This is a genomic window from Enterococcus sp. DIV0660C (assembly GCF_017316125.1).
GTDB lineage: Bacteria > Bacillota > Bacilli > Lactobacillales > Enterococcaceae > Enterococcus_B.
Genome location: NZ_JAFLWA010000017.1, coordinates 1 through 24,877, shown reverse-complemented (window position 1 = coordinate 24,877; position 24,877 = coordinate 1). Strand labels below are relative to the sequence as shown.

At 36.4% G+C, this 24,877-nt stretch carries 22 protein-coding genes and 1 tRNA gene; 9 read left to right on the top strand and 14 right to left on the bottom strand.

Annotated features, from left to right (window positions below; all coding sequences use genetic code 11):
* Positions 1 to 58 precede the first annotated feature (58 nt).
* Positions 59 to 1,069 (top strand): tryptophan--tRNA ligase, encoded by a 1,011-nt coding sequence (trpS, locus tag DOK81_RS04325; protein WP_206908708.1) that lies wholly within the window; start codon positions 59 to 61, stop codon positions 1,067 to 1,069.
* A gap of 130 nt (positions 1,070 to 1,199) precedes the next feature.
* Here trpS and pheT read toward each other — a convergent pair whose 3' ends face one another.
* The 6 genes from pheT to DOK81_RS04295 form a co-directional block, all read right to left on the bottom strand.
* A complete protein-coding gene (gene pheT / locus DOK81_RS04320) occupies positions 1,200 to 3,617 on the bottom strand; it encodes a phenylalanine--tRNA ligase subunit beta (protein ID WP_206908707.1) in 2,418 nt (805 codons plus the stop codon).
* A gap of 6 nt (positions 3,618 to 3,623) precedes the next feature.
* Positions 3,624 to 4,667, bottom strand: a complete 1,044-nt coding sequence (pheS, locus tag DOK81_RS04315) for a phenylalanine--tRNA ligase subunit alpha (RefSeq protein WP_206908704.1) — start codon at positions 4,665 to 4,667, stop codon at positions 3,624 to 3,626.
* A gap of 319 nt (positions 4,668 to 4,986) precedes the next feature.
* Positions 4,987 to 5,328, bottom strand: a complete 342-nt coding sequence (locus DOK81_RS04310) for a helix-turn-helix domain-containing protein (protein ID WP_206908702.1) — start codon at positions 5,326 to 5,328, stop codon at positions 4,987 to 4,989.
* A gap of 64 nt (positions 5,329 to 5,392) precedes the next feature.
* Complete coding sequence (addA, locus tag DOK81_RS04305; protein WP_206908701.1) at positions 5,393 to 9,106, bottom strand: helicase-exonuclease AddAB subunit AddA; 3,714 nt, start codon at positions 9,104 to 9,106, stop codon at positions 5,393 to 5,395.
* Complete coding sequence (locus DOK81_RS04300) at positions 9,103 to 12,636, bottom strand: PD-(D/E)XK nuclease family protein (protein WP_206908699.1); 3,534 nt, start codon at positions 12,634 to 12,636, stop codon at positions 9,103 to 9,105. The genes addA and DOK81_RS04300 overlap by 4 nt, the downstream gene beginning before the upstream one ends.
* Positions 12,637 to 13,097: 461 nt before the next feature.
* On the bottom strand, positions 13,098 to 14,564 hold the full coding sequence (locus DOK81_RS04295; protein WP_206908698.1) for a peptide MFS transporter: 1,467 nt from the start codon (positions 14,562 to 14,564) through the stop codon (positions 13,098 to 13,100).
* Between the two features lie 377 nt (positions 14,565 to 14,941).
* Here DOK81_RS04295 and DOK81_RS04290 point away from each other — a divergent pair, with 377 nt between their 5' ends.
* A complete protein-coding gene (locus DOK81_RS04290) occupies positions 14,942 to 15,538 on the top strand; it encodes a nitroreductase family protein (RefSeq protein ID WP_206908696.1) in 597 nt (198 codons plus the stop codon).
* A 270-nt stretch (positions 15,539 to 15,808) separates the two neighbouring features.
* Here DOK81_RS04290 and DOK81_RS04285 read toward each other — a convergent pair whose 3' ends face one another.
* Together DOK81_RS04285 and DOK81_RS04280 are read right to left on the bottom strand one after the other, a co-directional pair.
* Entirely contained in the window at positions 15,809 to 16,291 is a 483-nt protein-coding gene (locus tag DOK81_RS04285; protein WP_206908694.1) for a hypothetical protein, read from the bottom strand.
* A 133-nt stretch (positions 16,292 to 16,424) separates the two neighbouring features.
* On the bottom strand, positions 16,425 to 16,622 hold the full coding sequence (locus DOK81_RS04280; RefSeq protein WP_067482398.1) for a hypothetical protein: 198 nt from the start codon (positions 16,620 to 16,622) through the stop codon (positions 16,425 to 16,427).
* A 387-nt stretch (positions 16,623 to 17,009) separates the two neighbouring features.
* Between DOK81_RS04280 and DOK81_RS04275 the strand changes: the two genes are divergently transcribed.
* The 3 genes from DOK81_RS04275 (at position 17,010) to DOK81_RS04265 (ending at position 18,387) form a co-directional block, all read left to right on the top strand.
* Positions 17,010 to 17,771, top strand: coding sequence for a C39 family peptidase (locus tag DOK81_RS04275; RefSeq protein ID WP_206908692.1), 762 nt, complete (start codon positions 17,010 to 17,012; stop codon positions 17,769 to 17,771).
* 66 nt (positions 17,772 to 17,837) lie between these two features.
* Positions 17,838 to 18,251 (top strand): hypothetical protein, encoded by a 414-nt coding sequence (locus tag DOK81_RS04270; RefSeq protein ID WP_206908690.1) that lies wholly within the window; start codon positions 17,838 to 17,840, stop codon positions 18,249 to 18,251.
* A 63-nt stretch (positions 18,252 to 18,314) separates the two neighbouring features.
* Positions 18,315 to 18,387 (top strand) — tRNA-Gln (locus DOK81_RS04265).
* Positions 18,388 to 18,464: 77 nt separating this feature from the next.
* Here DOK81_RS04265 and DOK81_RS04260 read toward each other — a convergent pair.
* Positions 18,465 to 18,836: a YxeA family protein gene (locus DOK81_RS04260; protein ID WP_206908688.1), complete on the bottom strand. Its 372-nt coding sequence runs from the start codon at positions 18,834 to 18,836 to the stop codon at positions 18,465 to 18,467.
* A gap of 238 nt (positions 18,837 to 19,074) precedes the next feature.
* Between DOK81_RS04260 and DOK81_RS04255 the strand changes: the two genes are divergently transcribed.
* Both DOK81_RS04255 and DOK81_RS04250 read left to right on the top strand, forming a co-directional pair.
* Positions 19,075 to 19,260: a hypothetical protein gene (locus DOK81_RS04255; protein ID WP_206908679.1), complete on the top strand. Its 186-nt coding sequence runs from the start codon at positions 19,075 to 19,077 to the stop codon at positions 19,258 to 19,260.
* A 532-nt stretch (positions 19,261 to 19,792) separates the two neighbouring features.
* Entirely contained in the window at positions 19,793 to 20,341 is a 549-nt protein-coding gene (locus tag DOK81_RS04250) for a hypothetical protein (protein ID WP_206908676.1), read from the top strand.
* 63 nt (positions 20,342 to 20,404) lie between these two features.
* Here the strand turns inward: DOK81_RS04250 and DOK81_RS04245 are convergent, their stop codons facing one another.
* From DOK81_RS04245 to DOK81_RS04235, 3 genes are all read right to left on the bottom strand, one after another.
* The gene (locus tag DOK81_RS04245; RefSeq protein ID WP_206908674.1) at positions 20,405 to 22,114 is read right to left on the bottom strand and encodes a TaqI-like C-terminal specificity domain-containing protein; all 1,710 of its coding nucleotides are present in this window, start codon (positions 22,112 to 22,114) and stop codon (positions 20,405 to 20,407) included.
* Between the two features lie 201 nt (positions 22,115 to 22,315).
* Positions 22,316 to 22,504: a hypothetical protein gene (locus tag DOK81_RS04240; protein ID WP_206908663.1), complete on the bottom strand. Its 189-nt coding sequence runs from the start codon at positions 22,502 to 22,504 to the stop codon at positions 22,316 to 22,318.
* Positions 22,505 to 22,521: 17 nt separating this feature from the next.
* Positions 22,522 to 22,785: a hypothetical protein gene (locus DOK81_RS04235; RefSeq protein WP_206908661.1), complete on the bottom strand. Its 264-nt coding sequence runs from the start codon at positions 22,783 to 22,785 to the stop codon at positions 22,522 to 22,524.
* A 163-nt stretch (positions 22,786 to 22,948) separates the two neighbouring features.
* Between DOK81_RS04235 and DOK81_RS04230 the strand changes: the two genes are divergently transcribed.
* Positions 22,949 to 23,206, top strand: a complete 258-nt coding sequence (locus tag DOK81_RS04230) for a glucose uptake protein (protein WP_206908659.1) — start codon at positions 22,949 to 22,951, stop codon at positions 23,204 to 23,206.
* Positions 23,207 to 23,395: 189 nt separating this feature from the next.
* Here DOK81_RS04230 and DOK81_RS04225 read toward each other — a convergent pair whose 3' ends face one another.
* Together DOK81_RS04225 and DOK81_RS04220 are read right to left on the bottom strand one after the other, a co-directional pair.
* Complete coding sequence (locus DOK81_RS04225; protein ID WP_206908658.1) at positions 23,396 to 23,704, bottom strand: hypothetical protein; 309 nt, start codon at positions 23,702 to 23,704, stop codon at positions 23,396 to 23,398.
* Between the two features lie 18 nt (positions 23,705 to 23,722).
* Positions 23,723 to 24,157, bottom strand: a complete 435-nt coding sequence (locus tag DOK81_RS04220) for a universal stress protein (RefSeq protein ID WP_206908656.1) — start codon at positions 24,155 to 24,157, stop codon at positions 23,723 to 23,725.
* A 349-nt stretch (positions 24,158 to 24,506) separates the two neighbouring features.
* On the opposite strand from DOK81_RS04220, the gene DOK81_RS04215 reads away from it, so the two are divergent.
* Positions 24,507 to 24,877 (top strand): LysM domain-containing protein (locus tag DOK81_RS04215; RefSeq protein ID WP_206908654.1); only part of this gene is annotated, 371 nt, incomplete at its 3' end.

The following is a 24,877-nucleotide window of genomic DNA, read 5'->3' as shown; positions in this document are numbered from 1 at the left end:
AAAAAAAAACGGTAAGATATAAAGTGCTAGTCTTACAAATCGTAAAGAGGTGTCTTTTTTGAAAAATATTATATTGACTGGAGACCGTCCAACGGGAAGATTGCATCTTGGCCATTATGTCGGTTCTTTAAAAACGCGGGTGGAAATGCAAGCTGACGAAAAGAATCAACTGTTTGTCATGATTGCTGACATGCAAGCTTTAACAGATAATGCAAAAAATCCTGAAAAAGTTTCTTCTAATGTGTTACAAGTCGCATTGGATTACTTGGCTGTTGGTCTTGATCCGACAAAATCAACTTTATTTATCCAATCACAAATTCCTGAGTTATCTGAGTTAGCCATGTATTACATGAACTTGGTCAGTGTTGGGCGTGTGAAAAGAAATCCAACAGTGAAATCAGAAATCGAACAAAAGAAATTTGGCGAAAGTATCCCAACGGGTTTCTTTGTTTATCCGATTTCACAAGCTGCTGACATCACAGCTTTCAAAGCAAATTTAGTTCCTGTTGGTGAAGATCAAAAACCAATGTTGGAACAAACACAAGAAATCGTGCAAAGCTTCAATCATACGTATGGTCAAGTTCTTGTTGAACCAAAAGGTGTCTTCCCTCCAAAAGGAATGGGACGTTTACCTGGGATTGATGGTAATGGGAAAATGAGTAAGTCACTGGGCAATGGTATCTATATTGCTGATCCGGCTGATGTTGTTCAGAAAAAAGTCATGAGCATGTACACAGATCCCAACCACATCCATGTGGAAGATCCTGGTCAAGTGGAAGGAAACATGGTCTTCACTTATCTGGATGTGTTCGGAACAGATAAAGAAACAATTGAAGACATGAAAGTACATTATCGTCGTGGTGGTCTTGGTGACGTCAAAATCAAGCGTTACTTGATTGACGTTTTAGAAGCTGAATTTGCACCAATTCGTGCACGTCGTGAAGAGTTTGAAAAAGATCCAGCAGCTGTTATGGAAATGTTACGTCAAGGCAGTTTAGCTGCAAAAGAAGTAGCAGCAGAAACATTAGCAGAAGTAAAATCTGCGATGGGGATCAACTATTTCAACTAATTATCAAAACAAAAAGCGAGGATCAAAATGAAGAATATTTTGGTCCTCGCTTTTTGACTAAATAAAACCCAGTCACGAGTTAGACTTTCCCGTCTGCCTCGTGGCTGGGTTTTTCTGGATAAGAAAAGAATCAACGAATACTTGCGTGCAAGTTTTCTGTTAATGCATGGGTTACTTTATCCATAGCTTTATTGATTTCTTCATCCGTCAATGTCGCTTCAGGATTTACAAATGTCAAGCTATACGCCATTGATTTGTTACCTGCTTCGATATTGTCCCCTTGATAGACATCAAATAATTGAATTTCTGTTAAAAATTTACCAGCAGATGCTTTAATTACTGTCTCTAATTCTTGATTTGTTATTTCTTCTTTAACTAACAAAGCAATGTCTCGACTAACGGCTGGGAATTTTGTCACAGCATGATAGGTGATTCCTGCTTGTGCTGCTTCAATCAGTGAAACTAAATCTAATTCTGCAACATACGTTTCCGGAATGTCATACGCTTTAGCAATCGTTGGATGAACTTGACCAACAAACCCAATGTATTGTTCACCAAGATAGATGGCAGCCGTTCGACCTGGATGCATTTCTGGCATAGTGGTTGCTTGATAACTCATTTGTTCAGTAATGGATAATTGGGCAAAAATGTTTTCTAACAATCCTTTGATTGTAAAGAAATCAACTTTTTCTGCTTTTGTTTGCCAATCTTTTTCTTGCCATGTACCAGAAATAGCTAACGCAAGATGTTTTACTTCTTGTGGCAAATGAGTCAAAGGATCATTTTCCTGATAGAACACACGTCCTACTTCATAGAAACCAACATCAGTATTTTTACGAGCGACATTGTAATTAACATTGTCCAATAACCCACTAATCAAGTTCATCCGAAGAACTGAACGCTCTTCACTCATTGGCCAGTCTAAACGAGTGATATTCGTTTCTTTCATTGCGAATTGACGAGATTTTTCTTCGGTTGTCAACGCATAACTAATTGCTTCATTCAATCCACTACCTTCAAGCAATGTACGAATGGTACGGGTACCTGCTTGCTCTGCCGTTAAACTTCCAGCAACTGTTTCACCACTTGGTAATGTAGATGGCAAACGATCATAACCATAGATACGAGCAACTTCTTCAATGATATCTGCTTCAATTTGAATATCCCAACGTCTTGGTGGAACAACGACAACGTATGTTTCATTAGTTTCTTGATAATCAAAACCAAGTGCTTCAAAAATCTCGTTCACTTCTGCACTAGTCAAGTTTGTCCCTAAATATTGATTGATTCGTTGTAATGTGATTGGAACTGTTACATCTTCGACTGTCACTTCCGCACCAGCTACTGCACCCGTTAGAACTTCGCCCCCAGCAAGTGCGACGATCATAGCTGCCGCAACATCGTTTGCTTCAGCAATCGTTGCATGATTGATTCCTTTTTCAAAACGTGCAGAAGATTCACTACGTAAATTGAATTGTTTCGCTGTTCGACGAATAGAAACTGGATCAAATAATGCTGCTTCTAATGCTACTGTTGTCGTTGTTTCAGTGATTTCTGAATCCAATCCACCCATGACACCCGCTAAAGCAACAGGAACCGAGCCGTTAGTGATTACCAAGTTTTCTGGTGTCAATTGGCGTGTTTCACCATCAAGTGTCACTAATTCTTCTGCTTCTTTGGCATGACGGACAACAAGTTCTTTCGAACCAAGTTTATCATAGTCAAATGCATGCAATGGTTGACCAAACAATAACAGGATATAATTTGTTACATCAACTACATTGTTGATTGGACGAATTCCTTCGTTCATTAAAAGGTTTTGTAACCATTGTGGACTTGGTTGAATTTTAACCCCTTCAATTACCCGAATTTGATACGCTGGAACAAGTTCTTTGTCTTCCACAGTCACAGCAATTTTTTCACTAGCCAAACGATCAACTTCGGTTAGTTTTTCATCATCGAATGTTGGTGTTTGGCGATAAATTGCGCCAACCTCATAGGCAACACCACGCATGGATAGTGCATCAGCGCGGTTCGGTGTGATCGATAATTCAATAATTGAATCATCCATACCAAGATATGAAAATACTGGCTCACCATTCACAGCATCCTCAGGAAGATAATAAATACCTTCTGCATATTCTTTTGGCACCACGCTATCAGAAAAACCAATTTCTTGTAACGCACAGATCATCCCATTGGATACTTCGCCGCGCATTTTTCCTTTTTTGATTTTCACATTGCCAGCAATCCGTGAATTGGGTAAAGCAACGATAACTTTGATGCCCGCTTTAACATTCGGCGCGCCACAAACGATTTGAGATAATTCCTCTTCACCAATGTCTACTTGGCAAATGGATAAGTGATCAGAATCAGGATGCGGTACACATTCTTTTACTTCACCGACGACAATTTTTTTCAAACCATCTTCTGGCACTTCGATTCCTTCGACCTCGATACCAGTAACAGACATTTTATCTGCTAATTCTTGTGGTGTCACTGCTGATAAATCAACATATTTATTTAACCATTTATATGAAACTAACATCCTTTTTTACTCCCCCTTGAACTGACTTAAAAAACGTAAGTCATTTTGATAGAAATTACGGATATCATTAACACCATAACGTAACATTGCTACGCGATCTGGTCCAAGTCCAAAAGCAAATCCTGAATATTCATTTGGATCGATCCCTGACATCTCTAAAACATTTGGATGAACCATTCCAGCACCTAAAATTTCAATCCAACCCGTATATTTGCAGACGTTACAACCCTTGCCTCCACATTTGAAACAGCTAACATCTACTTCAACAGATGGTTCAGTGAATGGGAAATAACTTGGACGCAAACGAATTTTGCGATCTTCCCCAAACATTTTTTTCATAACAACTTCCAATGTTCCTTTCAAGTCACCCATTGTTACATTTTTATCGATCACAAGACCTTCAATTTGATGGAATTGATGGCTATGAGTGGCATCATCCGTGTCACGACGGAACACTTTCCCAGGTGAAATCATACGTAATGCACCCTTTGAGAAATCATGTTTTTCCATTGTTCGTGCTTGAACAGGCGAAGTATGTGTGCGAATTAAAATATCTTCGGAAATATAAAACGTATCTTGCATATCTCGTGCCGGATGGTCTTTTGGTAAATTCATTCGTTCAAAGTTGTAGTGATCTGACTCTACTTCGTAACCTTCAACGATTTGATAACCCATTCCAACAAAAATATCTTCGATTTCTTCCATGATTTGTGTCAAGATATGGCGTGTTCCTTGCTTTACTTGACGACCGGGTAGAGTCACATCAAGTGTTTCTTTTGCTAAAGCAGCATTCAGTGCTTCTTCTTCAAGAACTTCTTTTTTACGTTCAATTTCTACTGTTAAAAAATCACGAATTTCATTTGCAAAGCTACCTACTTTTGGTCTTTCCTCTGGACTAAGGTCTTTCATTCCACGAAGAACTTCGGTAATCGGGCCTTTTTTCCCTAACGTTTCCACGCGGATTTGATTCAATTCTTTCAAATCCTGTGCGGCATTAATTTTAACAATCGTTGCTTCTTTCAAGCTTTCGAGTTGTGCTTGTAAAGACATTGCTGGTTTCCTCCTTCAAATTCAAATACAAAAAAAGACCTCATTCCTATCAAGGAACGAGGTCTTCGCGATACCATCCTAATTTGTGAGTAAAGCGATTAGCTACTCACACACTTACTTGATTAACGACAATAATTGCCGGCCTAGTAGCAAAAACTAGGCGAACTCAGAAAGTGAACTTCATTTTTCAAACACAGAATTTGCTCTCAGTCTATGGCAAATCTCCCTGATCTGGTTTAGCCAAACTACTCTTTTTCGTCATGGTTCTTTGTTTATTTACAATTTACAAAATCAATTCTACAAGAATTTTGTCCTGAAATCAACTGCATTCTTCCTCAGTGACCCACTTTTCACTCCAAACTTGTAACTGTTTGATTGAGTTTTGTAGATCTGCTCCTTTTTCAGTTAAAAGATACTCAGAACGATTAGATTCATTACAGGAGATATTTCGAGTAACAATTCCTTCTTTTTCTAACTCTTTTAGACGCTCGACCAATACTCGGTCGCTAACCATCGGAATCTTTGTAGCAAGATCAACAAAGCGTTGCGGACCATTTTCTAGTAATACATCAATAATTAATCCGTTCCATTTTTTTCCCAAAATTGAGAAAGTTTTCTCAAACTTCGGACATAGAACAAAGTCTGTCTGTGTAAGCTCCATCTTACTCACCTCTTTTTGAAGAGTATAGCATAATACTTACAAAGTGTAAGCAACTTATGCTTATTCATAATCTTTTGTTAACATTTATGATTTTTTTGCCACGTAATAAAACTAAAAAGGTATTCGTTACAGGTTTTCCTAAAGAATCTGCTAATGCTTGTTGGTAAAGTCGAAGTTGTCCTAAATATTTTTGGACAACTTTATCAACCTCATCTGGATTATCTGGATTCATAAGAAAATCTGTTTTGAAATCATAAAGATAGATTTCATCTGCAAATTCAATATAGCCGTCAATGATTCCGTGAATAAGTAATTCATCGCTTTCATCTGGATAATTTTCAAACACTTCATCTGCTGTCATCAACATCGCAAATGGTTGCTCTCTTTTCACTTTTGCGGCATTCTTCAATAGTTGCTTTCCAAAGTCTGTTTCAAAAAACCAAAGAATTGCAGAAATGTCGACTTTTTTTGCCACCTGTTGATCTACTAACCTTTTTTTGACTAGCTCTGCTAGTAACGCTTGGATCGATTCTTCTGTTGGTGGCACCAATGGCAATAACTGCAACAATGTATGTGTGACTGTTCCAATTGCAGTTGCCGACACACCTTTTTGTAAAAATTTAGGTTCGGCTAGTTGTTCTTGTGTATAACGAAATTGATGATTTTTTGCTTTTGTTTGATTGTCTTCCCAACTTAACTTTGTTGCCTGACTATCATCTGGATCTTCAAATAATCGTTTGATTTCTGAAACAGATTGGTAACTAGTCGTTTGAGTCGCCGCCTGATAAGGATAAACATAGGTTAAACGTTGACGCAGAGTCTCTGATAAGCCATTTTGGTTTTCTTTCGGTTTAACTAAAGAAGGTTCTCGTTGTGCAAGTTGGTGTCGTTTTTCGACTAACGCTTGTTGGTTCATCCATATAATGCTAAAGGAATCCTTCGCATCAGCTAAAGTCATTGTTGACTCTTCCTCTAAATATTCGGACATTCGAGGATGACGAATCAAGCTATAACCAATCCAATTCAGTAAACTTCCTCGACCTTTTAAACGGAGTGCTGGATCCAGAACAAGGTCTGCTGTATTTCGCGCTTCGTTCCACGTTTTGATTGTTTGTTCGCGACTCTTATAGGAGCCCACAATAAACAGTTTTTGTTCCGCACGAGTCAATCCGACATATAACTTACGCATTTCCTCCGACAATAATTTGTTTTGTCTAGCTAATTTGATTGCTTGAAAAGGTAATGTATCAAATAACACACGAGTTTGCGGGTCCATGTAGCGGATTCCTGCCCCTAATTTTTCCTCAAATACATAGCGTTTTCGTAAATCTTGTAAATTGAATTCTTTCGTCATGTCCAGCAAAAAGACAACGGGAAACTCTAGTCCTTTACTCGCGTGAATCGTCATCACCCGTACTGCATTGTCTTCCACAGCAATGACAGGTTCTGCCAAATCTTTGTCTTTTTCTTGCATTTTTTCGATGAAACGAACGAATTGATACAGCCCTCGAAACGAACTTTGCTCATAAGCTTTCGCACGATCTACTAGCGCATACAAATTTGCTTGCCGTTGGACACCAGCCGGTAATCCTACCACGTATTCTAGGTAACCTGTTTCATAGTAAATAGTCCAAAGCAAATCTGCAATTGAAGAACGTCGCGCAAGTTCACGCCACTTGTCCAATAACTCTCTAAAATCAGAGAGCTTAGCGCTCAAGTGATCTTGATTCATTTTTTCATAAGTCAAAAGCGCATCAAAGAATGTATGGTTTCGATCAGCTAAGCGAATCTGTGCCAATTCAGGTTCAATCAAGCCAACGATTGGTGAACGTAAAATAGCTACCAAAGGAATATCTTGATAAGGATTATCAATGATTTGTAATAATGAAATCATTGTCCGAATCTCCGTTGCTTGGAAATAATTTTGGGCGTCGTTCATTTCCAATGGAATATCTAATGTCTTGAACACATCTAAAATCGTTAAATTATTTTTTTTCGTCGGTGTTAGCAAAACAATATCGCCATATTCAACTGGTCGATTCGCTTTCAATTTTTTATCATAGATTTCCCATTTACTATCAACTAATTCACGAATTTTCAACCCTGTCATCAATAATTCGCCCTCTGTTTTATCTTCAAGGAAGTCATCCGAAGGCAACTCTTCCGTAGTTTCTTCCTGTTCTTTTTCATAAATCAAAATTTCTGGATCGAACTGCGTACTATTAGGAAAATCAGGAAAACCTAATGCTAATTTTGCAGCTTCATCATAGGTAATCTGGCCAACTTGTTCATCCATAATTTGACTAAAAATTAAATTGGTGAAATGTAATACTTCTTCTCGTGAACGAAAATTTTCTGCCAGAACGATTCTTCTACCACCGTCTGCCTTTGAAAAATCTTGATATTTTTTGATGAATAAACTTGGATCGGCTAAACGAAAAGAGTAAATGGACTGCTTGACATCTCCAACCATGAAAAGATTTCCGTTCGTTGGATCTGGTTCTCTTAACCAGTATAAAATTGCCTCTTGTAGCTGATTGACATCCTGATACTCATCAACCATTACTTCTTTAAATTTCTCTCGATAATAGTTCGAGGCTTCACTTGCTGCCCAACCGTTCGCAGTTCTTTTGGTCAAAATCATCAACGCTAAATGCTCTAGGTCGTTAAAATCTAATACACCTTTTTCACGTTTTTTTTCACTAAATCCAGCCATAAATGCTTGTGTTACTTGACACATCTCTTCTACTAAAGGAAGAGTTTGTGTCATAATGGCTTCCATTTGCACGGGTGAAACAGCAAAATAATTCTTACTGATTTCTTGAATCATTTTTTTCGATCGATCTCGAAGAGTTTTTATTTCTGCTGATAACTCTTTCAGCTCTGCTTTTCGACTGCTTTTAAATGTGGAAAAGGTTAAGTTTTCTAAACCTTGATAAGCAACATCTAGTTGGTCTTGCATAAATGCCTCATAGATTGCGTTGACTCTTTCACGTTCCTCCAAAACCTGGTCATACATTTTTTCCAAGCCTTCCGTCTGAGCTAAACGAACCATTTCTTCGTAATCTTGTACACATTGAAAAACATCTGCCAAAATCAACGGGCGTAGTTGCTCTTGATATAATGCCGATTCGCTAAGTGAGCCTTCTAAGCGATAAGCGTCACTCAAATGTTTAAGCCAATTAGCTGGATCTGGATTGGCACGCGCAAATTCATAAAGAGAAAAGATCAAATCAGTCAATCCTTCATCTGATCGATCATTTGAAAAGTTCGTCGTTAATTGGAAAAACCGCTCATTTTTTTCTCCGTAAAGGCGTTCACGTAATTCGTCCCACACATCTTCTTTCATCAATAACGTTTCTGTTTCATCTGTTAACATTCGAAAAACCGGATCGATATCAATCAAGTAATAAAAACGACGAATGACAGTTAAACAAAATGCGTGTAGTGTCGAAATATTAGCAGTAGGAAGCAACATCAATTGTTTTGTAAAATGTTGTTGACGTTGTGTATCTGTTTCATCATTGATTGCCGACTGCAAAGCTTCTTGGATTCTTTCTTTCATTTCACGTGCAGCGGCTTCAGTAAACGTAACAATCAAGAGTTCATCAATGTTTACACCCATTTTAAGTTTTTCAATCACTCGACGAACAAGAACCGTCGTTTTCCCAGATCCTGCTGAAGCGGAGACCAGCAAATTGTCCCCGCGATCAAAAATGGCTTGCCATTGTTCATCTGTAAAACGTTCATTTTGGGGCTTTAACGGAATCTGACTCACTCTTCTTCACCTCGTTTCAAAATTCTGCGTAATGCTTCATCCTTGTCCAATTTTTCTAAACGATGATAATTATTTTCTTTTAACATTACATCAAAAGTGCAGACACTTCGAAATGGACAAAATTGACAAGCAATACGCTGTTTATCTTTATACGCTGGATTCAGTTTGATTTCTCCCGAAGTGATTGCGTCACCAGCTAAACGCATATTTTTACGATTATGTGCCATAAACTGATGTAATTCTTCTTCTGTGAAGAATTTTTCTTTACTGTAGCTGCCTTTTTGATATTCATCTTTCGCATTTTTTTTCACTGGATAGATCAAAGATTGTTCTTTCGCTTCTAGCGAATGATCAAGAACTTCCAACAATCCCGGATCGTCAACAAAAACACCATCATAACTAAATTTTTTCAACGTATTCTTTTCGATCTCTTCATTCTCTGTTAATACGGGATTATGGACATGTAAATAATAAGAACCAGCAGGCTTGACTGTGGCTTGTCCGGTTAAGCGTACTGCGTCCATCAAAGCAACATCTAAGTAAGTCAATAGTTGCATAGCCATCCCATAGTAAGCCTCCGTAACATCAAATGTTCGCCCACTTGATTTATAGTCCACGACACTTAACCATGTTTCATCTTGTTCTGTTGCCGTATCGATACGGTCGATTTTCCCGCGAACATGAAGTTTCCCGCCATTTTGCAAAGGTAACTCCAAACCGGGGATCCCTTTTGCCCCTGCGATTTGTCCAAATAAAATCTCTGTTTGTAATGGATGTAAACCCGTATTTTTACTTTGTTTTTGTAATGCCCATGCAACTTTTTGGATTGTTTGACTCAATTGATAACGAATATAGTTCATCCGAGCAGAGCTATCTAAAATTTCAAAGCGCAATTCACCAAACACTTCTTGGAGAACTTTTTCAGTGAATTCTTGGCGTTCCTTTTCCGTCATACTAACAAGTGAAAGTTGATTTGAAAATAATAGTTTAAAGAAACGATCCAATGACTCATGATAAAAATCCCCTGTTGCTGCGGGGGTCAATCCATAGATCATGCGTTCTTTCAACTTCAAGCCAAATTGAACAAAATATTTATATTCACAATTGTAGAAATTTTCCATGCGAGAAATAGATGTATAGATTTCTTTCCCGTATAACTGCTCTGCTAACTCTGTCGGTAATGAGACTGGAACATTCAAATGAGACTGACTCTCAAATACACGCAAAGCAAAATTGCGCCAAGTAGAATGAAGAACAACTTCTCTTAATTCAGTCCAAACTTTCGCTAATTGTTGTTTCTCATCCGCTGCCAAACGAAACATTCGATTCAACGCATCAATAGCACTCCGATACGTGCCAATATAATTTGCTGGATCACTAGTTACCGTTAACCGCGTTTTTTTCTCGATTGGTATTGCTAAGTAATGATTGATTCGTTGTAAATAAGGAGAAATTTTCAAACTTCGATCCGTATCATAACTTTGCGCATAGCTTAAATAAAGTCGCTTTGTGCCTGAAAGAAAGACCAAATAAGCTTGAAAAGGCTCAGAAGACATACTTTCCGTTGCAGGATCAAACAAATATTGGCCTTCAGCCAATGCTTGATTCAACTGTTCTCGTTCTTCGCTAGACAACAACCCTTTTGTTTCTTGACGAGCTGGAAAGGTTTGATCATTCAAACCCAAAGCAAAAGTGATTTTTGCTTGATTTGGCCGAACCAATTCCAAGCGATTCACTTGAACTTGATCAATTGCTGTAGGAATCTTCCCATAACTTAGGTTTTCTAATCCACTACTGATAATATCTTGGAAGATTTCCCATTCGAAACTGGTTTCTCCATAAATCAATGCAAACTCATCCAATAAGTCAATCAATGCTCCCCACGTTTGCTCGTGATTTCTTGCTTGAGCTAAGTTTCCGCGAGCAACTTCTTGGTTTCGCCAAAATAAAAGTTGTTGCCGGACACCACTCGTTACTAAAAACTGATAAAAAACACTAGCGGCTTCTTGTCCATTTTCACAGCTTTTGATTTTTTTAAAGAAACTTGGGATATTACTCTGGAATAAGCGTCGAATTTCATTTGATTGCTCTTGTAGTTCTTGGACATCCTCCATTTCTTCTGATTCAAAGTTATAAGAAACAAACGTCCAATCCTTTGCACGGGTCCAATAATTTCCTTGATAATTATAAGCCAAAGCAACATTTTCTGTGAGATCCAATTTCTTACGAAAGTCATCTCTTATAACTTGCCAATGTTCTTGTTCTAATTCTGGATTTTCTGGAGCAATCAATAACTCCGTTTTGAAAAATCGCATAATATCAGTCAAACGATACGCGTAACGATCTAAAGCAAACAAACTATTGATCCATTCAACCAAGGGATGATTTTCCATCAATTGTTCTTCATCAAGATAAAACGGAATCGCCATTTCTTGAAAAATCGGTTTTAGTAAATTGCCATAAAGCAGCATATCTTTCGTCAGTACTTGGATATCGCGATACCGACATTCTCCTTCGCTTACCAAACGACGAATTTCTACAGCAAGCTGTTGGACTTCTTCTGTCGGTGTCTCCGCCTCCCACAAATGAATCGTCTTTTGTGCACCGATTTTCCGTGAACGATTTTGCTTATGACTACTTGTTTCTTCCCACATATCTTGTAGTGTGGCTAACACCTCTGGTACTTCTTTCGCTGGTGCATATTGATCAACTAAAATTGGCGCACGATGTTCCCTTGCTCCATTCAATAAGCGAAAATATAACTTTCCTGTTTCGTAAAATAAATTTAAAGGTTCAGGCACTTCATTCGGATAAGGACGATCAAGTAATAAATCGACAACCAGATTTCCTTTTACCATCATCGCGCTTAGCAGCTGATATTCCTGCGCATTGACGCGAGAAAAGCCCGTCATCAAAAATTTCACATGTTGGAAATCATGTTGGTAGAGATATTCACTCAAAATCGTCAAAGCATCTTCGGCTTGTAACATACGGTCAAATAATTCTTCTTCATACGCAGAAAAAATCAATCGCAAATCTTGCATTTTCAATTGTTGATCTGCTTCTTTTGGTCCTTTCGTCGTTAAGCCAGCCGTTAAATCATTAGGCTGAATATTTCCTGTGCGCATTTCTTCATACAATTCTTGGAGTTGCTTGATAAACCCTTTTTTGTTGACCTCGCCACGAAAAATAGTCAACTTTTCGCGATTTTTTTCTAAAATCTGACGCAGAATCATGGCTGAGCCAGTTTCGGTGATACTATTACCTGAAAGCAAAGTTGTCTGCTGTAAAATGTACCATGCGAGTCGATAAAAACTGAAAACTTGGACATTTGTCGTACTAAAGTTTTTTGTTCCTTTGCGCTGACGTAACATTGCTAATAATTCTTGTTCTTGTTCAAATTTATTGTAATTAGGGACAAGGAAAAAGACTTGATTTTGAGGAGCTGCTTCTAACCAAGCCGTCGCCTCATCAATTAATGCTGTTCGATGATCTTTTTTACCTGAGCCGAGAATAAATTGTAAAGACATTTTACTCCTCCTTTACTTTTTGATGCTCCTCTATTATAACAAAAAAACTGAACATTCGTTCTACTTATCAAGGTTTTTGATGAAAAGAAATAACTTTTAAAAAAAAAGGTTGTGGCGCAAAGCGGTCAGCTTCGACAAAATAATGAGCAACTGACAATAATAGCTTTCCATATTTTTGGTCAATTACGAATTATTTCGAGAAGTTGCTTTGAGAACACCGTGGATAAGGTTGTAGCGCAAATCATTTCCCTTCAACAATAGCATACGCAATCACACAAAGAAATTCCTTTTATTTTAAAGTAAATACAAACTTTATGAGAAAGTTGCTTTAAGAACATCTCGATAAACTTGCCACAAAAAATAGTCAGCTTCAAAAAAACTCTTTCTATTTGATCACATATGTAAACTACTTTTCCACAAAAAAAGCCTAGGGCATCGATTGCCCTAGGCACTAAAAATTTTTAATGAATTGAACCCATCAGTTTCTTAATTGGTTCTTTGATTGTAAACAATAAAATCCCGCCAACAATGGCAACGACCCCAATGATTCCAAAATATGCTGATTCAGTTGCCGGTGTGTAAAAACGAGCGATTTGCGCATTAATTGCCTGTGATGAGGCATCCGCTAGGAACCAGATAGCAATCGTTTGTGATTCAAATGCGCGCGGTGCTAGTTTTGTTGTTACTGATAGACCAACTGGTGATAAACACAATTCCGCAATTACGATGATGAAGAAGCTCCCCACCAACCACATTGGACTTACTTTTCCAGCTGTTCCATATAATAAACCTGGTAACATCAATAATAAGTAAGAAAGTCCAGCAAATAATAACCCAAGTGCAAATTTCACAACAGTAGATGGTTGTTTTTGTCCCAATTTTGTCCATAAAGTAACGAAGACAGGTGTCAAAACAAAAATGAAAATCGGATTTAATGATTGGAACCAACTTGCTTGGATCGTTACACCAAATAAAGTTGATTGTGTTCGTTCACTGGCAAACAATGCAAGAATAGATGAGCCTTGCTCTTGTAATGACCAGAAAATAATTGCTGCTAAAAACAATGGAATATATGCTAACACACGTGGTTTTTCTTCTGCAGAAACATCTTTTGACGTTAACATTTTTACAAAATAGAAAATAGGTAACACAATTCCAAGTACGCTGATCGAATTAACAAAGAAATCAATCGAAAGATGACCAGTTAATTGTGCACCACCAAAAATAGCAATGATTACGACAATCGCAATAACAAAGTTACGAATAAAACCTTTACGTTCTTCTGGCGTTAATGGGTTTGGTGCTTTCGTTCCAACACCGTCTAATGTTTTACGCCCTTGAATGATATATTGCAATAAACCAAAGAACATCCCAAATGCTGCTAGTGAGAACCCTAAATGATAGTTATATTCTTGACCTAAAGTCCCAACGATTAGCGGTGCTAGTAACGCACCCAAGTTTACACCCATATAAAAGATTGAGAAACCTGCGTCACGACGCAAATCCGTTTTTGAGTAAAGATGGCCTACCATTCCAGATACATTTGGTTTCAGCAAAGCTGTCCCCATAATGATCAATGCCATTGAAATAAATAGTGCTCCTACTCCAAATGGTGTTGCTAAAACAATGTGACCAAACATGATGAATACTCCACCAAAAAATACTGTTCGCTTTGCTCCAAGTAAACGGTCAGAAATCCAACCACCAACAATACTTGACATAAACACAAGTGAACCATAAATCGACATGATTGCTAAGGCTGTTGTACGTGGTAATCCAAGACCACCATTTGAAACTGCATCATACATATAATAAAGAAGTAATGCGCGCATTCCATAATAACTGAATCGTTCCCACATCTCAGTGAAGAACAATGTTGATAACCCCTTCGGCTGGCCAAAGAAGCCCTTATCTTGTTGATTTTCCATAATCCATACCCCAATTCTTTAAATTTTCAGAAAATAATAAACATATTCACCAAAAAATTTAACTGAAAAACTTATCTAAGAAATATATACTTCTTTTCTATAAAAATAAGTAAAATTCAATGACAAAATAATAAGAATAAAAAAACACACATTTAATAATTATATAGGACCTTTCCATAAATAAAGCGGAAAAAGTCGCTAAAACAGTCAAGTAACCGCTATCACTCTTTTCGCTTTCTCATTCAATTTTTCTTCAAAAAAAGTTGAATTTTTTTGAGCATTTCTGTTTACTTACTTTTTGTAAGATGATATACTTCATTTTGTATTCAATTACAAAAAGTAAGTTAAAAAAACAACATTCAAAGGGAGAGTATATTATGACTACATTTACAGACACTTTAAAAAACCGCCGTTCTATCTATCATTTGGGGCGCAACGTTTCACTATCAAACACAGAGTTAGAAGCACTTATCAAAGAAGCAATCAAAGAAAGCCCAACTGCTTTCAATGCACAATCAACACGCGCTGTCATTCTTTTCGGTGATGCTCACGAAAAATTATGGGAAATCACTGAAGAAGCACTTCGACCATTAACGCCTGCTGAAGCTTTTCCTAACACACAACAAAAATTAGCTGGCTTCAAAAATGGGTACGGAACTGTTTTATTCTTTAAAGACACTGACATCGTTAAAGGATTACAAGAACAATTTGAACTTTATGCGGATAACTTCCCAGATTGGTCAGAACAATCAAATGGTATTGCAACAGCAAATACTTGGGTTTCATTAGTTGATCAAGGTCTTGGCGCAAACTTACAACATTACAATCCAGTAATTGACGAAGCAGTTGCAAAAGAATGGAATATTCCTGCAAACTGGAAACTACGTTCTCAATTAGTCTTCGGTTCTGTTGAATCACCTGCTGGCGAAAAAGAATACATGAACGACGAAGATCGTTTCCGCGTATTTAGCTAAGCTACGCACAAGGCAAAAAAGGACATGTTTAGGATAAACCTAAGCGTGTCCTTTTTCGTTTAAAATAATCTTTTTATAGAAAACAAAACTGATTGTATCATTTAAAATAGATGAATATTTTTGAGAGTTAAGCACCTTGTGCCACCCCCTTCATCTACAGTGTTCAAGAAGTAACTCCTTCAAAATAAGAACAAATTGTTCAAAATTTGAGGAACAATTTTTGCCAATTTTTCCTTATTTATTGGTGCTGAACACTTCGCGCGACATCCTTTACTCTTCATCAATCATAATGTCAATTTGCGCATCATCATTTAATCGCTGCGCTAAAAATGGCACCAATTCCTCTAAAGAAGTCGAAAATTTTAGCATTGGCCCACGCCAACCTTTACGGAAAAAGTTCATTTTTACTTCATTTGAACCTTGTGGTTGATATAAAACGATTCGATTGATCTCAGAAAAAGGAACGCCTCGTTTATCAAAGCTATTTAAAACTAAACCATCTTCTGTGATCCCGCGGCTATCCAATAAAAAACTGATAAAGATCATTGCTGATAAAACAGCCTTCACCAAATCGTCTAGCGTTGGCTGACTAATGACAGTAAACCAGATCACTAAGACCACTAGAAATGGCACTACCAGATAAACCCAACGATTTCGGACAGCTTTATAAACAATTTCTCTGCGGACGAACCATAAGAATAAAAACATGACAAAAACAAATGCAAATAATAACAATGTAAAAGTCGTTATCATTGTACATCACCTCTCTTCTTTCATCTCAAGAAAACTTTTCTCTTTCTACTAAGTATATAGAACTTTTAAAAAAACAGCAAAAAGGACACGTAGCAACACTTTTCGCGTTAGAACTACTTGTCCTTTTTATTTTTTATTCAAATGTATCATATTTTGCAACAACCATGCTGGATTTCTCTTCCAATAACTCTTGATCTTCATCAGCACATTGAGCAACTTTGACTACGGCACAATTCGTCATTTTTGATACAACTTCTCCAACAACTGGTTGTGTGAATCCAATTGGCTTACAAGAATATTTTTCTCCTAAATTTATCATTTCTTCCGTCATCAAAATCCTCCTACACTGCTGCCCCATTTTCTTTCCTGAAGTATTTTATTCAGGCAGAATGTTCATTGTCATCGCCAGTTAACGCTTGCTAACAATTTTTTGAACAAACCATATTGGCATTATAGCTTACTGGTTTCGTTTTCACAAATAAAACCCCTTCTAAACACGAAAGCTTCGCTGAAAATTCATAAAAAAGAACGGAATTATTCATTTTTTCTTTCTCTCAGTGGTGAAGTTGAAATGGTTGAAAAAATGATTACTAGCTGTTAATTTTTTTATGTAAACTTTTTCACCGATAATCGATGAAAAAGTATTTTACATTCTCAAAAAAAACTTTATAATACCAAGAATGTAAGATGTTCCCTTGCGGAATAATTGGAGGTCCTTATGAAAAAGAAAGTTGCAAAAAAATTAACAGGGATTGTTAGTATCAGTTTACTCACTGCTGGTTCAATTTATTGGTTAACAACTCCCAACTCAAACGAAACGTCGCAGCAAAATCAAGAGAATCAGAAACCTCCAGCTAAAAAAAAGTCAAATGGAGCGAATGAAATCATTTTAGATGTCCCACTTGCAAATCAGTTCGACGAACCAGCTTTAGAAAATGGCTGTGAAGTAACTGCCCTTTCTATGCTTTTAAATTACTATGGCTTTGAAACAAACAAAAACCAATTAGCAAATGAGCTTACCTATGTACCTGTATTCAATGAAGATGGCACCCATGGTGATCCAAATGAAGGATTTGTTGGTGATATTTCTGGTGGGGACTGGGCTATGGGTGTCTATGTTGCACCAATTGCTGCACTCGCACAAGAAATAGTACAAACCAGTTACCACGCTCAAGCAAAAAAGGAAGCGTCACTTACTGATATCAAAGAAGCCTTAAATGAAGATAAGCCCGTTTGGACTAGTGTCACCATTGAATTTGAGGTTCCTGATGATAATGATTTCATGACTTGGACCACCCAAAACGGAGAAGTTTCTGTTACTCCTCTCATTCATGCTTGTGTCGTAACAGGCTATGATGAGGATACAATTTACGTGAACGATCCTTATGGTGAAAAAAATCGAGCAGTTCCAATCGAAGATTTTACTGAGGTCTTTGAAGCAATGGGTGGACAAATGTTAACCTTGGAAAAAAGTAACTAGCGTTCTTTCAGAGAATGACATATACTTTAGACAAGAAGATTCTAGTTTGAAGGAGGAGGCATCATCATGGAAAGATTCAATCAAAAAAAACCGAATCCAAATGAAATTCCAATCATTTTTGTACGTGATGATTCTGGTAATGTTCAGGGAAAAGTTTCCGTTAATGAATGGACAAATCGTCACCGTCCTTCTTCATTGAATCAATTGGAGATCAAATTATATCGTCAAGCTTTGGCGTATTATGCTGAACAAGATTTTGAAAAAGCAATTGACATCCTGAAATTTTTGATTTTACAAACTGAATATACGCACTTTGAATATGTTGAGCGTTTAGCAAATATCTACCATTTGAAAAACGAACTATCCCTTGAATTAAAACTTCTTTCTTCAACTATTTCTGTGGCCGAAATAACAGGTTTACCATCTAGTCTGGTTAGAAAAATCGAACGTCGAATCGAACGAGTCAAAAAAAATAAGTAACGAACAAGTTAAATTAGTTGCGTTTTTCTTAATAAGTGCTAACATAAATTTGCATGGAGTCATTGGGATGTAGCCAAACTGGTAAGGCACTTGACTCTGAATCAAGCAATTGCAGGTTCGAACCCTACCATCCCAATTCTGGGTTTATATTTTATGATCATTTTAAAAAGGAGTTGCGTCGTTTGTCGCAACTCCTTTTTATTTTTATGTTCATTATCCAATAAGTGCTAATGCTTTTTCAGGAACTTTGCTTTTTTCGACTTCTTCGTATGTTTCAACATGCGCACCTTTATTTTTCAACTTCAAATAACGCTCTTCTTTTAACACGCCAAGTCCGTTGAATTCAACGATTCGTTTTTTTCCGTTTTCATCTGCCGCTTCCTGAACATAGGTTGCTGTTCCGTAACTATTAACAGAATCTGGTTTTTTTGTTTTTACATAAACTTCTCCTTCTGTTACCAACGGATTCAGTTGATCCGCTATACCAGCAAATTCACCATGTTGGTTTGCCGTATACATCTTTAATCCAAACAAACTTAACCCGCCAATCAGAATAATTCCTACAAAAAATTTAACTACTTTCATTTTCCTACCTCCTATGTTATTGCATTTATTATAACTAGAAACAGAAAACAGAAACCTCCGACCTAGGAATGAGTTTTCTCTCATACTTTAGCAATGCAGTCAAATTTCATAACAACTATTATGTAAAAAAAACTTATTATCTGATAAACTAATAATGTAAAAGTAATCTGAACATGATATTAAAAGCATTTTATATTGTTATTCGTTACTTTTTAATAACTATAAAGGATGGGACAAAATGAATAAAGACGAATTAATTGCAAAAGTAAAAGAAATGGTTAATGAAGGAAACTTAGACGAAGCAAAACAATTTATCGAAGACCATAAGGATGAACTTGGCAACTATGTTGAGCAAGCAAAAAACCTTTTGAAAGATATCGATGTTGATGGTATCACTGATAAAATCAAAAGTTTGTTTAAATAAAGGTTGTGGTTCCAAGCGGTCAGCTCCGACTAGATAGCGAGCGACCATCCAAAATAGCTTCTCCTATTTTGCGAGGGTGTAAGCTATATGGAGGAGTTGCTTGGGGAACACCGTGAATAAGGTTGTGGCTCCAAGCGGTCAGCTCCGACTAGATAGCGAGCGACCATCCAAAATAGCTTCTCCTATTTTGCGAGGGTGTAAGCTATATGGAGGAGTTGCTTGGGGAACACCGTGAATAAGGTTGTGGTTCCAAGCGGTCAGCTCCGACTAGATAGCGAGCGACCATTCAAAATAGCTTCTCCTATTTTGCGAGGGTGCAAGCTATATGGAGGAGTTGCTTGGGGAACACCGTGAATAAGGTTGTGGCTCAAAACAGTTCTCCTACAAATAAAGCACATCCATTGAAGATTTTTCTGACATAGATTACCTACAGAAGCTATTTTACTGCATCAGATGGCAAGTAAAATAAACAATTTGATACGTTTCTTGTTTATTTTGCTAACATAGAATTGATTTTGAAAGGAACAAATTTATGGAAAAGCACATTGAGGATTTCAGAGATGGTATTTTTTCGCTTAAAACTCGGCGATTTGGTACGGTTGCAGAACTAATGATCAAAAATATTTATGCTTTGGATATGTCCACTGCACTCAATTATGATCTATGTAAAGACAAGATCAACTATGAAGTAAAGTTTTCAACTGTTCTTTCTCAAAACAAGCAAAAAATCACTCCTCAAAATATCATTAAGGAAATTTTGAATGCGACAATCGAACGGAGAATGATCAGCTTTCAAGACGTTCTCAATGGCGCACTATTCGATTGTAATATCCAACAAGTAAAACCTAATGAATTTCATTACTTGATTTATGGTCTCTTTTTTGAAGATCAAATTGCCATTTTCGAGGCGAAAACAGACCAAATCCAAATGATTCAAAACTATTCTAATAAACAGCATCGTGGAAATATCGGTGAGGGGCAGTTTCATATCAACCAAGGTACGATGGATTATCATTTTAAAAATCATTTCGTTCGTTGGCTTACTTATGAAGAACTCTATGATATTTTTTATCAAATTTAATTGCTAGATAAAAGCATCTGTTTACATCAAAAAAAGACCACCAAAAAAATTTGGTGGTCTTTTTTACGCGAATGTTTTTTCAACTAACTGGATCTCTTTTGGTGTTAAATCGAACAACTGATAAATTACCTTATCAAGTTTTCTCAATATCATTGGATCTTGCTTTTCTAAATAGTTAGCTACAAGATCACTGATTTCATTATCCTGTTTCGTACTGATTTTAGGAAATGGTAGTTCTTCTAAGTTTCCTCGCAAAATTTTAATTTCCCCAAACAAACAAGTATAAATATATGCATAGAGTGTTGAATTCAAAAGAGCCATAATTGTTTTGATTGAAGCATTTTTCGTATTTGGAATTAAGATATTTGCACTATTTAAAAACAGTGAACCCTCTTTATCATAGGCAAATACAAGTTTTTTAGAAATAAATTTATAGACTAATTTTTCTTTTGCTCGATAGATTTCATCTTTTGCTACTTGCTGAAAATTTTCTCGATCATAACGTATAAATTTTTTAGGAGCTAATAATTGATACGCTGTAATTTCTTTTCCTGTATAAATTGGCTCCAAACCAGAATCCATGTTATTTTTCAATTTATTTTTGTTATCCCCTGTTACAATTCCTAAGGCCCATTCACTCTCTTTCAAATCAAAGTTTTTCTTTTCTTTTATTTTTTCAATCAAGTGATAATCTTCCACAGCTATTAAGTTGTAATTGTAATTTTCTGTTTGATAAAATGCGTCAATCAAGACTTTCCAAGAGCGCTCTCCACGATATACTTCGATCAAATCATGCTGTTTTCCCAGCTCTAGTTGAATGCTAATATACTTCGTTGTCACGCCTGCAAAAAGTTTGTCATAAACATGGATATTCTTAATTTCATAGTTATTTAAAACATAGAGTCTCAAATCTTTATGTGTTTTGACATTCAAAAATGACTCTGGCAATAAATAGATCAAACAACCATTTTTTTTGAGGAATTTTTTTGAATGGACAAGGAAATGAGAGAAAGTTTCTTTTGAATTGATTTCAGTATTCTTAAATCCTTTGGGCAATGCTCCCCAAGGAGGATTGGTAATGATATAGTCAAATTTATTTGCAAAATCAGAAAGCTGATCATTTAAAAAATCACGTACATATACTTGTGGCTCAAACTCTAAATTTTTAAATTTCAATAACAGATTGATTTTTGTGATAAAAACAGCGATTTCATCATTATCAAATCCTACTAATCGCCGTGGGTCTTCACAAGGAATACTCAACAAAAAAGAGCCACTTCCACAACAAGGATCTAGAATAACCTTTTCTTTGAGATCAATTTTCTTGGTCATTTCCTCAACGACATTTTCAGGTGTATAATAGGACCCTTTTTTATTTTTTTCGCCTTCTACCAATAAACTCTGATAAGTGATTCCTAGAATATCTCGTTCATCATCTGGAATAGTGAGCTGAAAGGTTACCTCTGATAATTCGTTATTCCTTTTGAACTCATCTAAAACCTTCTTTACATGTTGATGTTTTAAGATTCCAGCATTTGATAATAACTCACAAGCTATTTGATAAACAACACTCGCTATCGTTAATTGCTCCGTCTTCATCATATCTACGATTTCTGATGAAAAGTATTTATTTTTCGGACGTTGATAATACTCAACAGGAACAATGTACTTCTCAGATAAAGTTTTATTTGCACGAGACTTTAGTCTAGTATCTTTTTCAGTCGACAGCCTTTGCCAATTTCTGATTGTAGCCTTAGAGATCGATGTTTCCATATGATTCCCCCCACCATAATAGCCGTATTGTAACACGAACGATTGATTTTTTTACCAAAATGATTGCTAAATTAGGTATAGAATAAACGTTTTTAATTGAAAACTGCACACAAAAAGGCTAAATAATCTCGTTATAAATTTCATTTACAAGGATTATTTTCGCCTATTAAACACTTTTAGTCTAGCTTTTTTATCATTTTGTTAATATAAGCGTGTTGGATCATAGTGATAGGTAACATTTCCATTCAAAGAGGCTTTTCCAACCACATATTTGCGATCTTCCAACTTTAGCCAAGCATCACGAAAGGTCATTACCTCCTCACGTTTGACTTCGATTTTTTCAATTTCTCCAGCAATCAATGCTTGGATTTGTTCATCATATGGATTCATTCTTTCTTCCTCCATCATTAATACGTAGTAAAAATTGGTTCATAACTTTTTTTCGTATCCAAATCTTTTCTGACTTTCACCGTTGTGTAGATGATTTTTTCAACCGGAATACTATAAAATTCTTCTTCGCCATTATTAAAGCGATGAACCTCTTTTTTACTTAAAATACCATTGATTTTATTCGTCAACACACGTTTTTCTACACTGTTACTGACAACATAATAAATCACTCGTATATTATTTACTAAATGTAAGTCAATTTCTAATATCACATGGTCCATGAAAATTTTCATCCTCTCTTTCAAGTTCGATTATATCAGGAATTTACGAGACAATCAAAATCAAAGAGCGAATTTATTGTGTGCTCTTCACAAATAAGCTTGCACCATTCAACTTGACATGTTATTTTGTAACATGGGCTTATTTTGATATAGGAGGCTTACCATGCTGATCTTGGGTCAACTATTCTTTTACATTCCATTTTTTACTATGGCTTTGATTACTTTCTATTATACCCGCTGGACGAGAAAAAAAGTCTCCGTGCTGATTGTTTCTCTCCCTAGCGCTTATTTCACTTACCAAATTTTTTCTATTCGCCATTGGGAGACGACTTCTTTGTTAAGCAAGTATGTCTTGGGGCTTACAATTTCAGTTATTTTGTTGATTGTGTGGTTGTTTATTCTGTACAATAAAAAAAATTAACGTTGTAACACGCAAAAATTTTGCTTGTTGAACGTTCCTTTTAAATCTTGCCTGATTGCTTGACCAGCTAATTTTACTTAGCTGGTTTTTGTATGCAAAAAAACGTGAATTGTTTCTCACAACTCACGTTCTCACTTTTCTTTTATTACTTTTCTTCTATTAATATAGAAGAAAAGTGTGTTTATTCATTCAATTCTGCTTTTTTTGCAGAAATTCTTCCAGTTCATCTAAAGCTTGCTGCGTATGAACGAAATCCTGACTATAAAGTGCAGCTAATCTCTCAGGTAGAATAAACCACGATGGATGATAACCATTCGTAGTCACCGGAAATCCTTTATCTAAACGATTATCTCCATCCCACCGAACAGCGATCGTTTTCTTGTCCTTCCATTTTACAAATGCTGTTGAGTAACCTTTTTTGGTCTTCGTTACATCTTCAATAATCGACAAAACTTTTATTTTTTCTTTAGGAGCCGTTACATCTTGTGGTTGAACCATTTTACATACCCGCTTTCCTTATTTAACTACCAAAACATTACACGGCGCATGTGTCACTACAAAAGAAGTTGTCGATCCAACTAATGCTTGTTGAATCGCTCCTTTCCCTGTTGCCCCCATCACAATCAAATCAATCTGTTCTTTATTGGGAATAACTGTTCCGATCAGTTCGCGAGGGTCTCCGGTTTCAACCACTGCATGGATCGAATCAATCCCGTACTCCTTTGCATCGTTGATTTTTTTCAACATTTCTAATTCAATTGCTTCTTTTTCTTCTGCATAAATTTTTGAAAATGCGTACGCACTGTGTGTTAATTCAACTTCATTGATAATCGACACAATAGATAAACTTGCATGATTTTGTTTGGCAATTGATAGCGCTTCAGAAAAAGCTTTCTCTGATTGCTTCGATCCATCAACAGCAACTAAAATATTTTGGTAATTGATAGTCATTGAAACCGCCTCCCTTTTCTTTTATTGTATCATCACCCACTAGATTTCAAAAATATATGCACTATTTTCTCAAAAATTCCTTTAAAAACAAATTTTTTTCCTTTTTACGTACAAAAACCAGAACATACTTTCTCATTTTTCTCTCCTGAAAAGTATTGCTGTGGTTGCTTTATGTGCTTTTTTTCATTTTACCCACATTTTTTGATAATATTTTTGTTACAAAAAACCCAACTCTGTTACAAAGTGTCATCAATCTTTTACCTATGAAATCTTTTCACATGATAAAGTATGTCCATGTTGAAAAACACTTAACAAAAACTTTTATGATTCGAAGGAGAATATATATTATATGAAATCACTTAAAACTGTACTATTAGGAACAACTCTGGCTGCCGGCGCTGCATTATTTATGGGAACAACAACACACGCAGACGAAGCGTACACTGTTCAATCAGGCGATTCATTATCAACTATTTCACAAAAATATGTTGGCGATAACTCCTTGATTAACCAAATTGCTCAATCAAATTCAATTTCAGATATCAATCTGATTTTTGCAGGTCAAACTTTAACTATCCCAACTGCTGAGCAACAAGCAACAACTTATGTTGCTCCTCAAACAGAAGCAGTTCAAGCCGAACCTGTGCAACACGATACAACTCAAGAAGTCGCTCATGCTCCAGCTCCAGAAACAGTTCAAGAAACTCCATCAGTTGAAAC

Excerpts from the sequence above, each read along its gene's own strand:
- DOK81_RS04235 (WP_206908661.1), bottom strand. The coding sequence starts at position 22,785 with ATGGACCATGTGATATTAGAAATTGACTTACATTTAGTAAATAATATA.
- DOK81_RS04300 (WP_206908699.1), bottom strand. The coding sequence starts at position 12,636 with ATGTCTTTACAATTTATTCTCGGCTCAGGTAAAAAAGATCATCGAACA.
- DOK81_RS04280 (WP_067482398.1), bottom strand. The coding sequence starts at position 16,622 with ATGACGGAAGAAATGATAAATTTAGGAGAAAAATATTCTTGTAAGCCA.
- DOK81_RS04275 (WP_206908692.1), top strand. The coding sequence starts at position 17,010 with ATGAAAAAGAAAGTTGCAAAAAAATTAACAGGGATTGTTAGTATCAGT.
- DOK81_RS04220 (WP_206908656.1), bottom strand. The coding sequence starts at position 24,157 with ATGACTATCAATTACCAAAATATTTTAGTTGCTGTTGATGGATCGAAG.
- DOK81_RS04260 (WP_206908688.1), bottom strand. The coding sequence starts at position 18,836 with ATGAAAGTAGTTAAATTTTTTGTAGGAATTATTCTGATTGGCGGGTTA.
- DOK81_RS04230 (WP_206908659.1), top strand. The coding sequence starts at position 22,949 with ATGCTGATCTTGGGTCAACTATTCTTTTACATTCCATTTTTTACTATG.
- DOK81_RS04225 (WP_206908658.1), bottom strand. The coding sequence starts at position 23,704 with ATGGTTCAACCACAAGATGTAACGGCTCCTAAAGAAAAAATAAAAGTT.
- DOK81_RS04270 (WP_206908690.1), top strand. The coding sequence starts at position 17,838 with ATGGAAAGATTCAATCAAAAAAAACCGAATCCAAATGAAATTCCAATC.
- pheT (WP_206908707.1), bottom strand. The coding sequence starts at position 3,617 with ATGTTAGTTTCATATAAATGGTTAAATAAATATGTTGATTTATCAGCA.
- DOK81_RS04295 (WP_206908698.1), bottom strand. The coding sequence starts at position 14,564 with ATGGAAAATCAACAAGATAAGGGCTTCTTTGGCCAGCCGAAGGGGTTA.
- DOK81_RS04255 (WP_206908679.1), top strand. The coding sequence starts at position 19,075 with ATGAATAAAGACGAATTAATTGCAAAAGTAAAAGAAATGGTTAATGAA.
- DOK81_RS04245 (WP_206908674.1), bottom strand. The coding sequence starts at position 22,114 with ATGGAAACATCGATCTCTAAGGCTACAATCAGAAATTGGCAAAGGCTG.
- DOK81_RS04290 (WP_206908696.1), top strand. The coding sequence starts at position 14,942 with ATGACTACATTTACAGACACTTTAAAAAACCGCCGTTCTATCTATCAT.
- DOK81_RS04250 (WP_206908676.1), top strand. The coding sequence starts at position 19,793 with ATGGAAAAGCACATTGAGGATTTCAGAGATGGTATTTTTTCGCTTAAA.
- pheS (WP_206908704.1), bottom strand. The coding sequence starts at position 4,667 with ATGTCTTTACAAGCACAACTCGAAAGCTTGAAAGAAGCAACGATTGTT.
- DOK81_RS04285 (WP_206908694.1), bottom strand. The coding sequence starts at position 16,291 with ATGATAACGACTTTTACATTGTTATTATTTGCATTTGTTTTTGTCATG.
- DOK81_RS04310 (WP_206908702.1), bottom strand. The coding sequence starts at position 5,328 with ATGGAGCTTACACAGACAGACTTTGTTCTATGTCCGAAGTTTGAGAAA.
- DOK81_RS04240 (WP_206908663.1), bottom strand. The coding sequence starts at position 22,504 with ATGAATCCATATGATGAACAAATCCAAGCATTGATTGCTGGAGAAATT.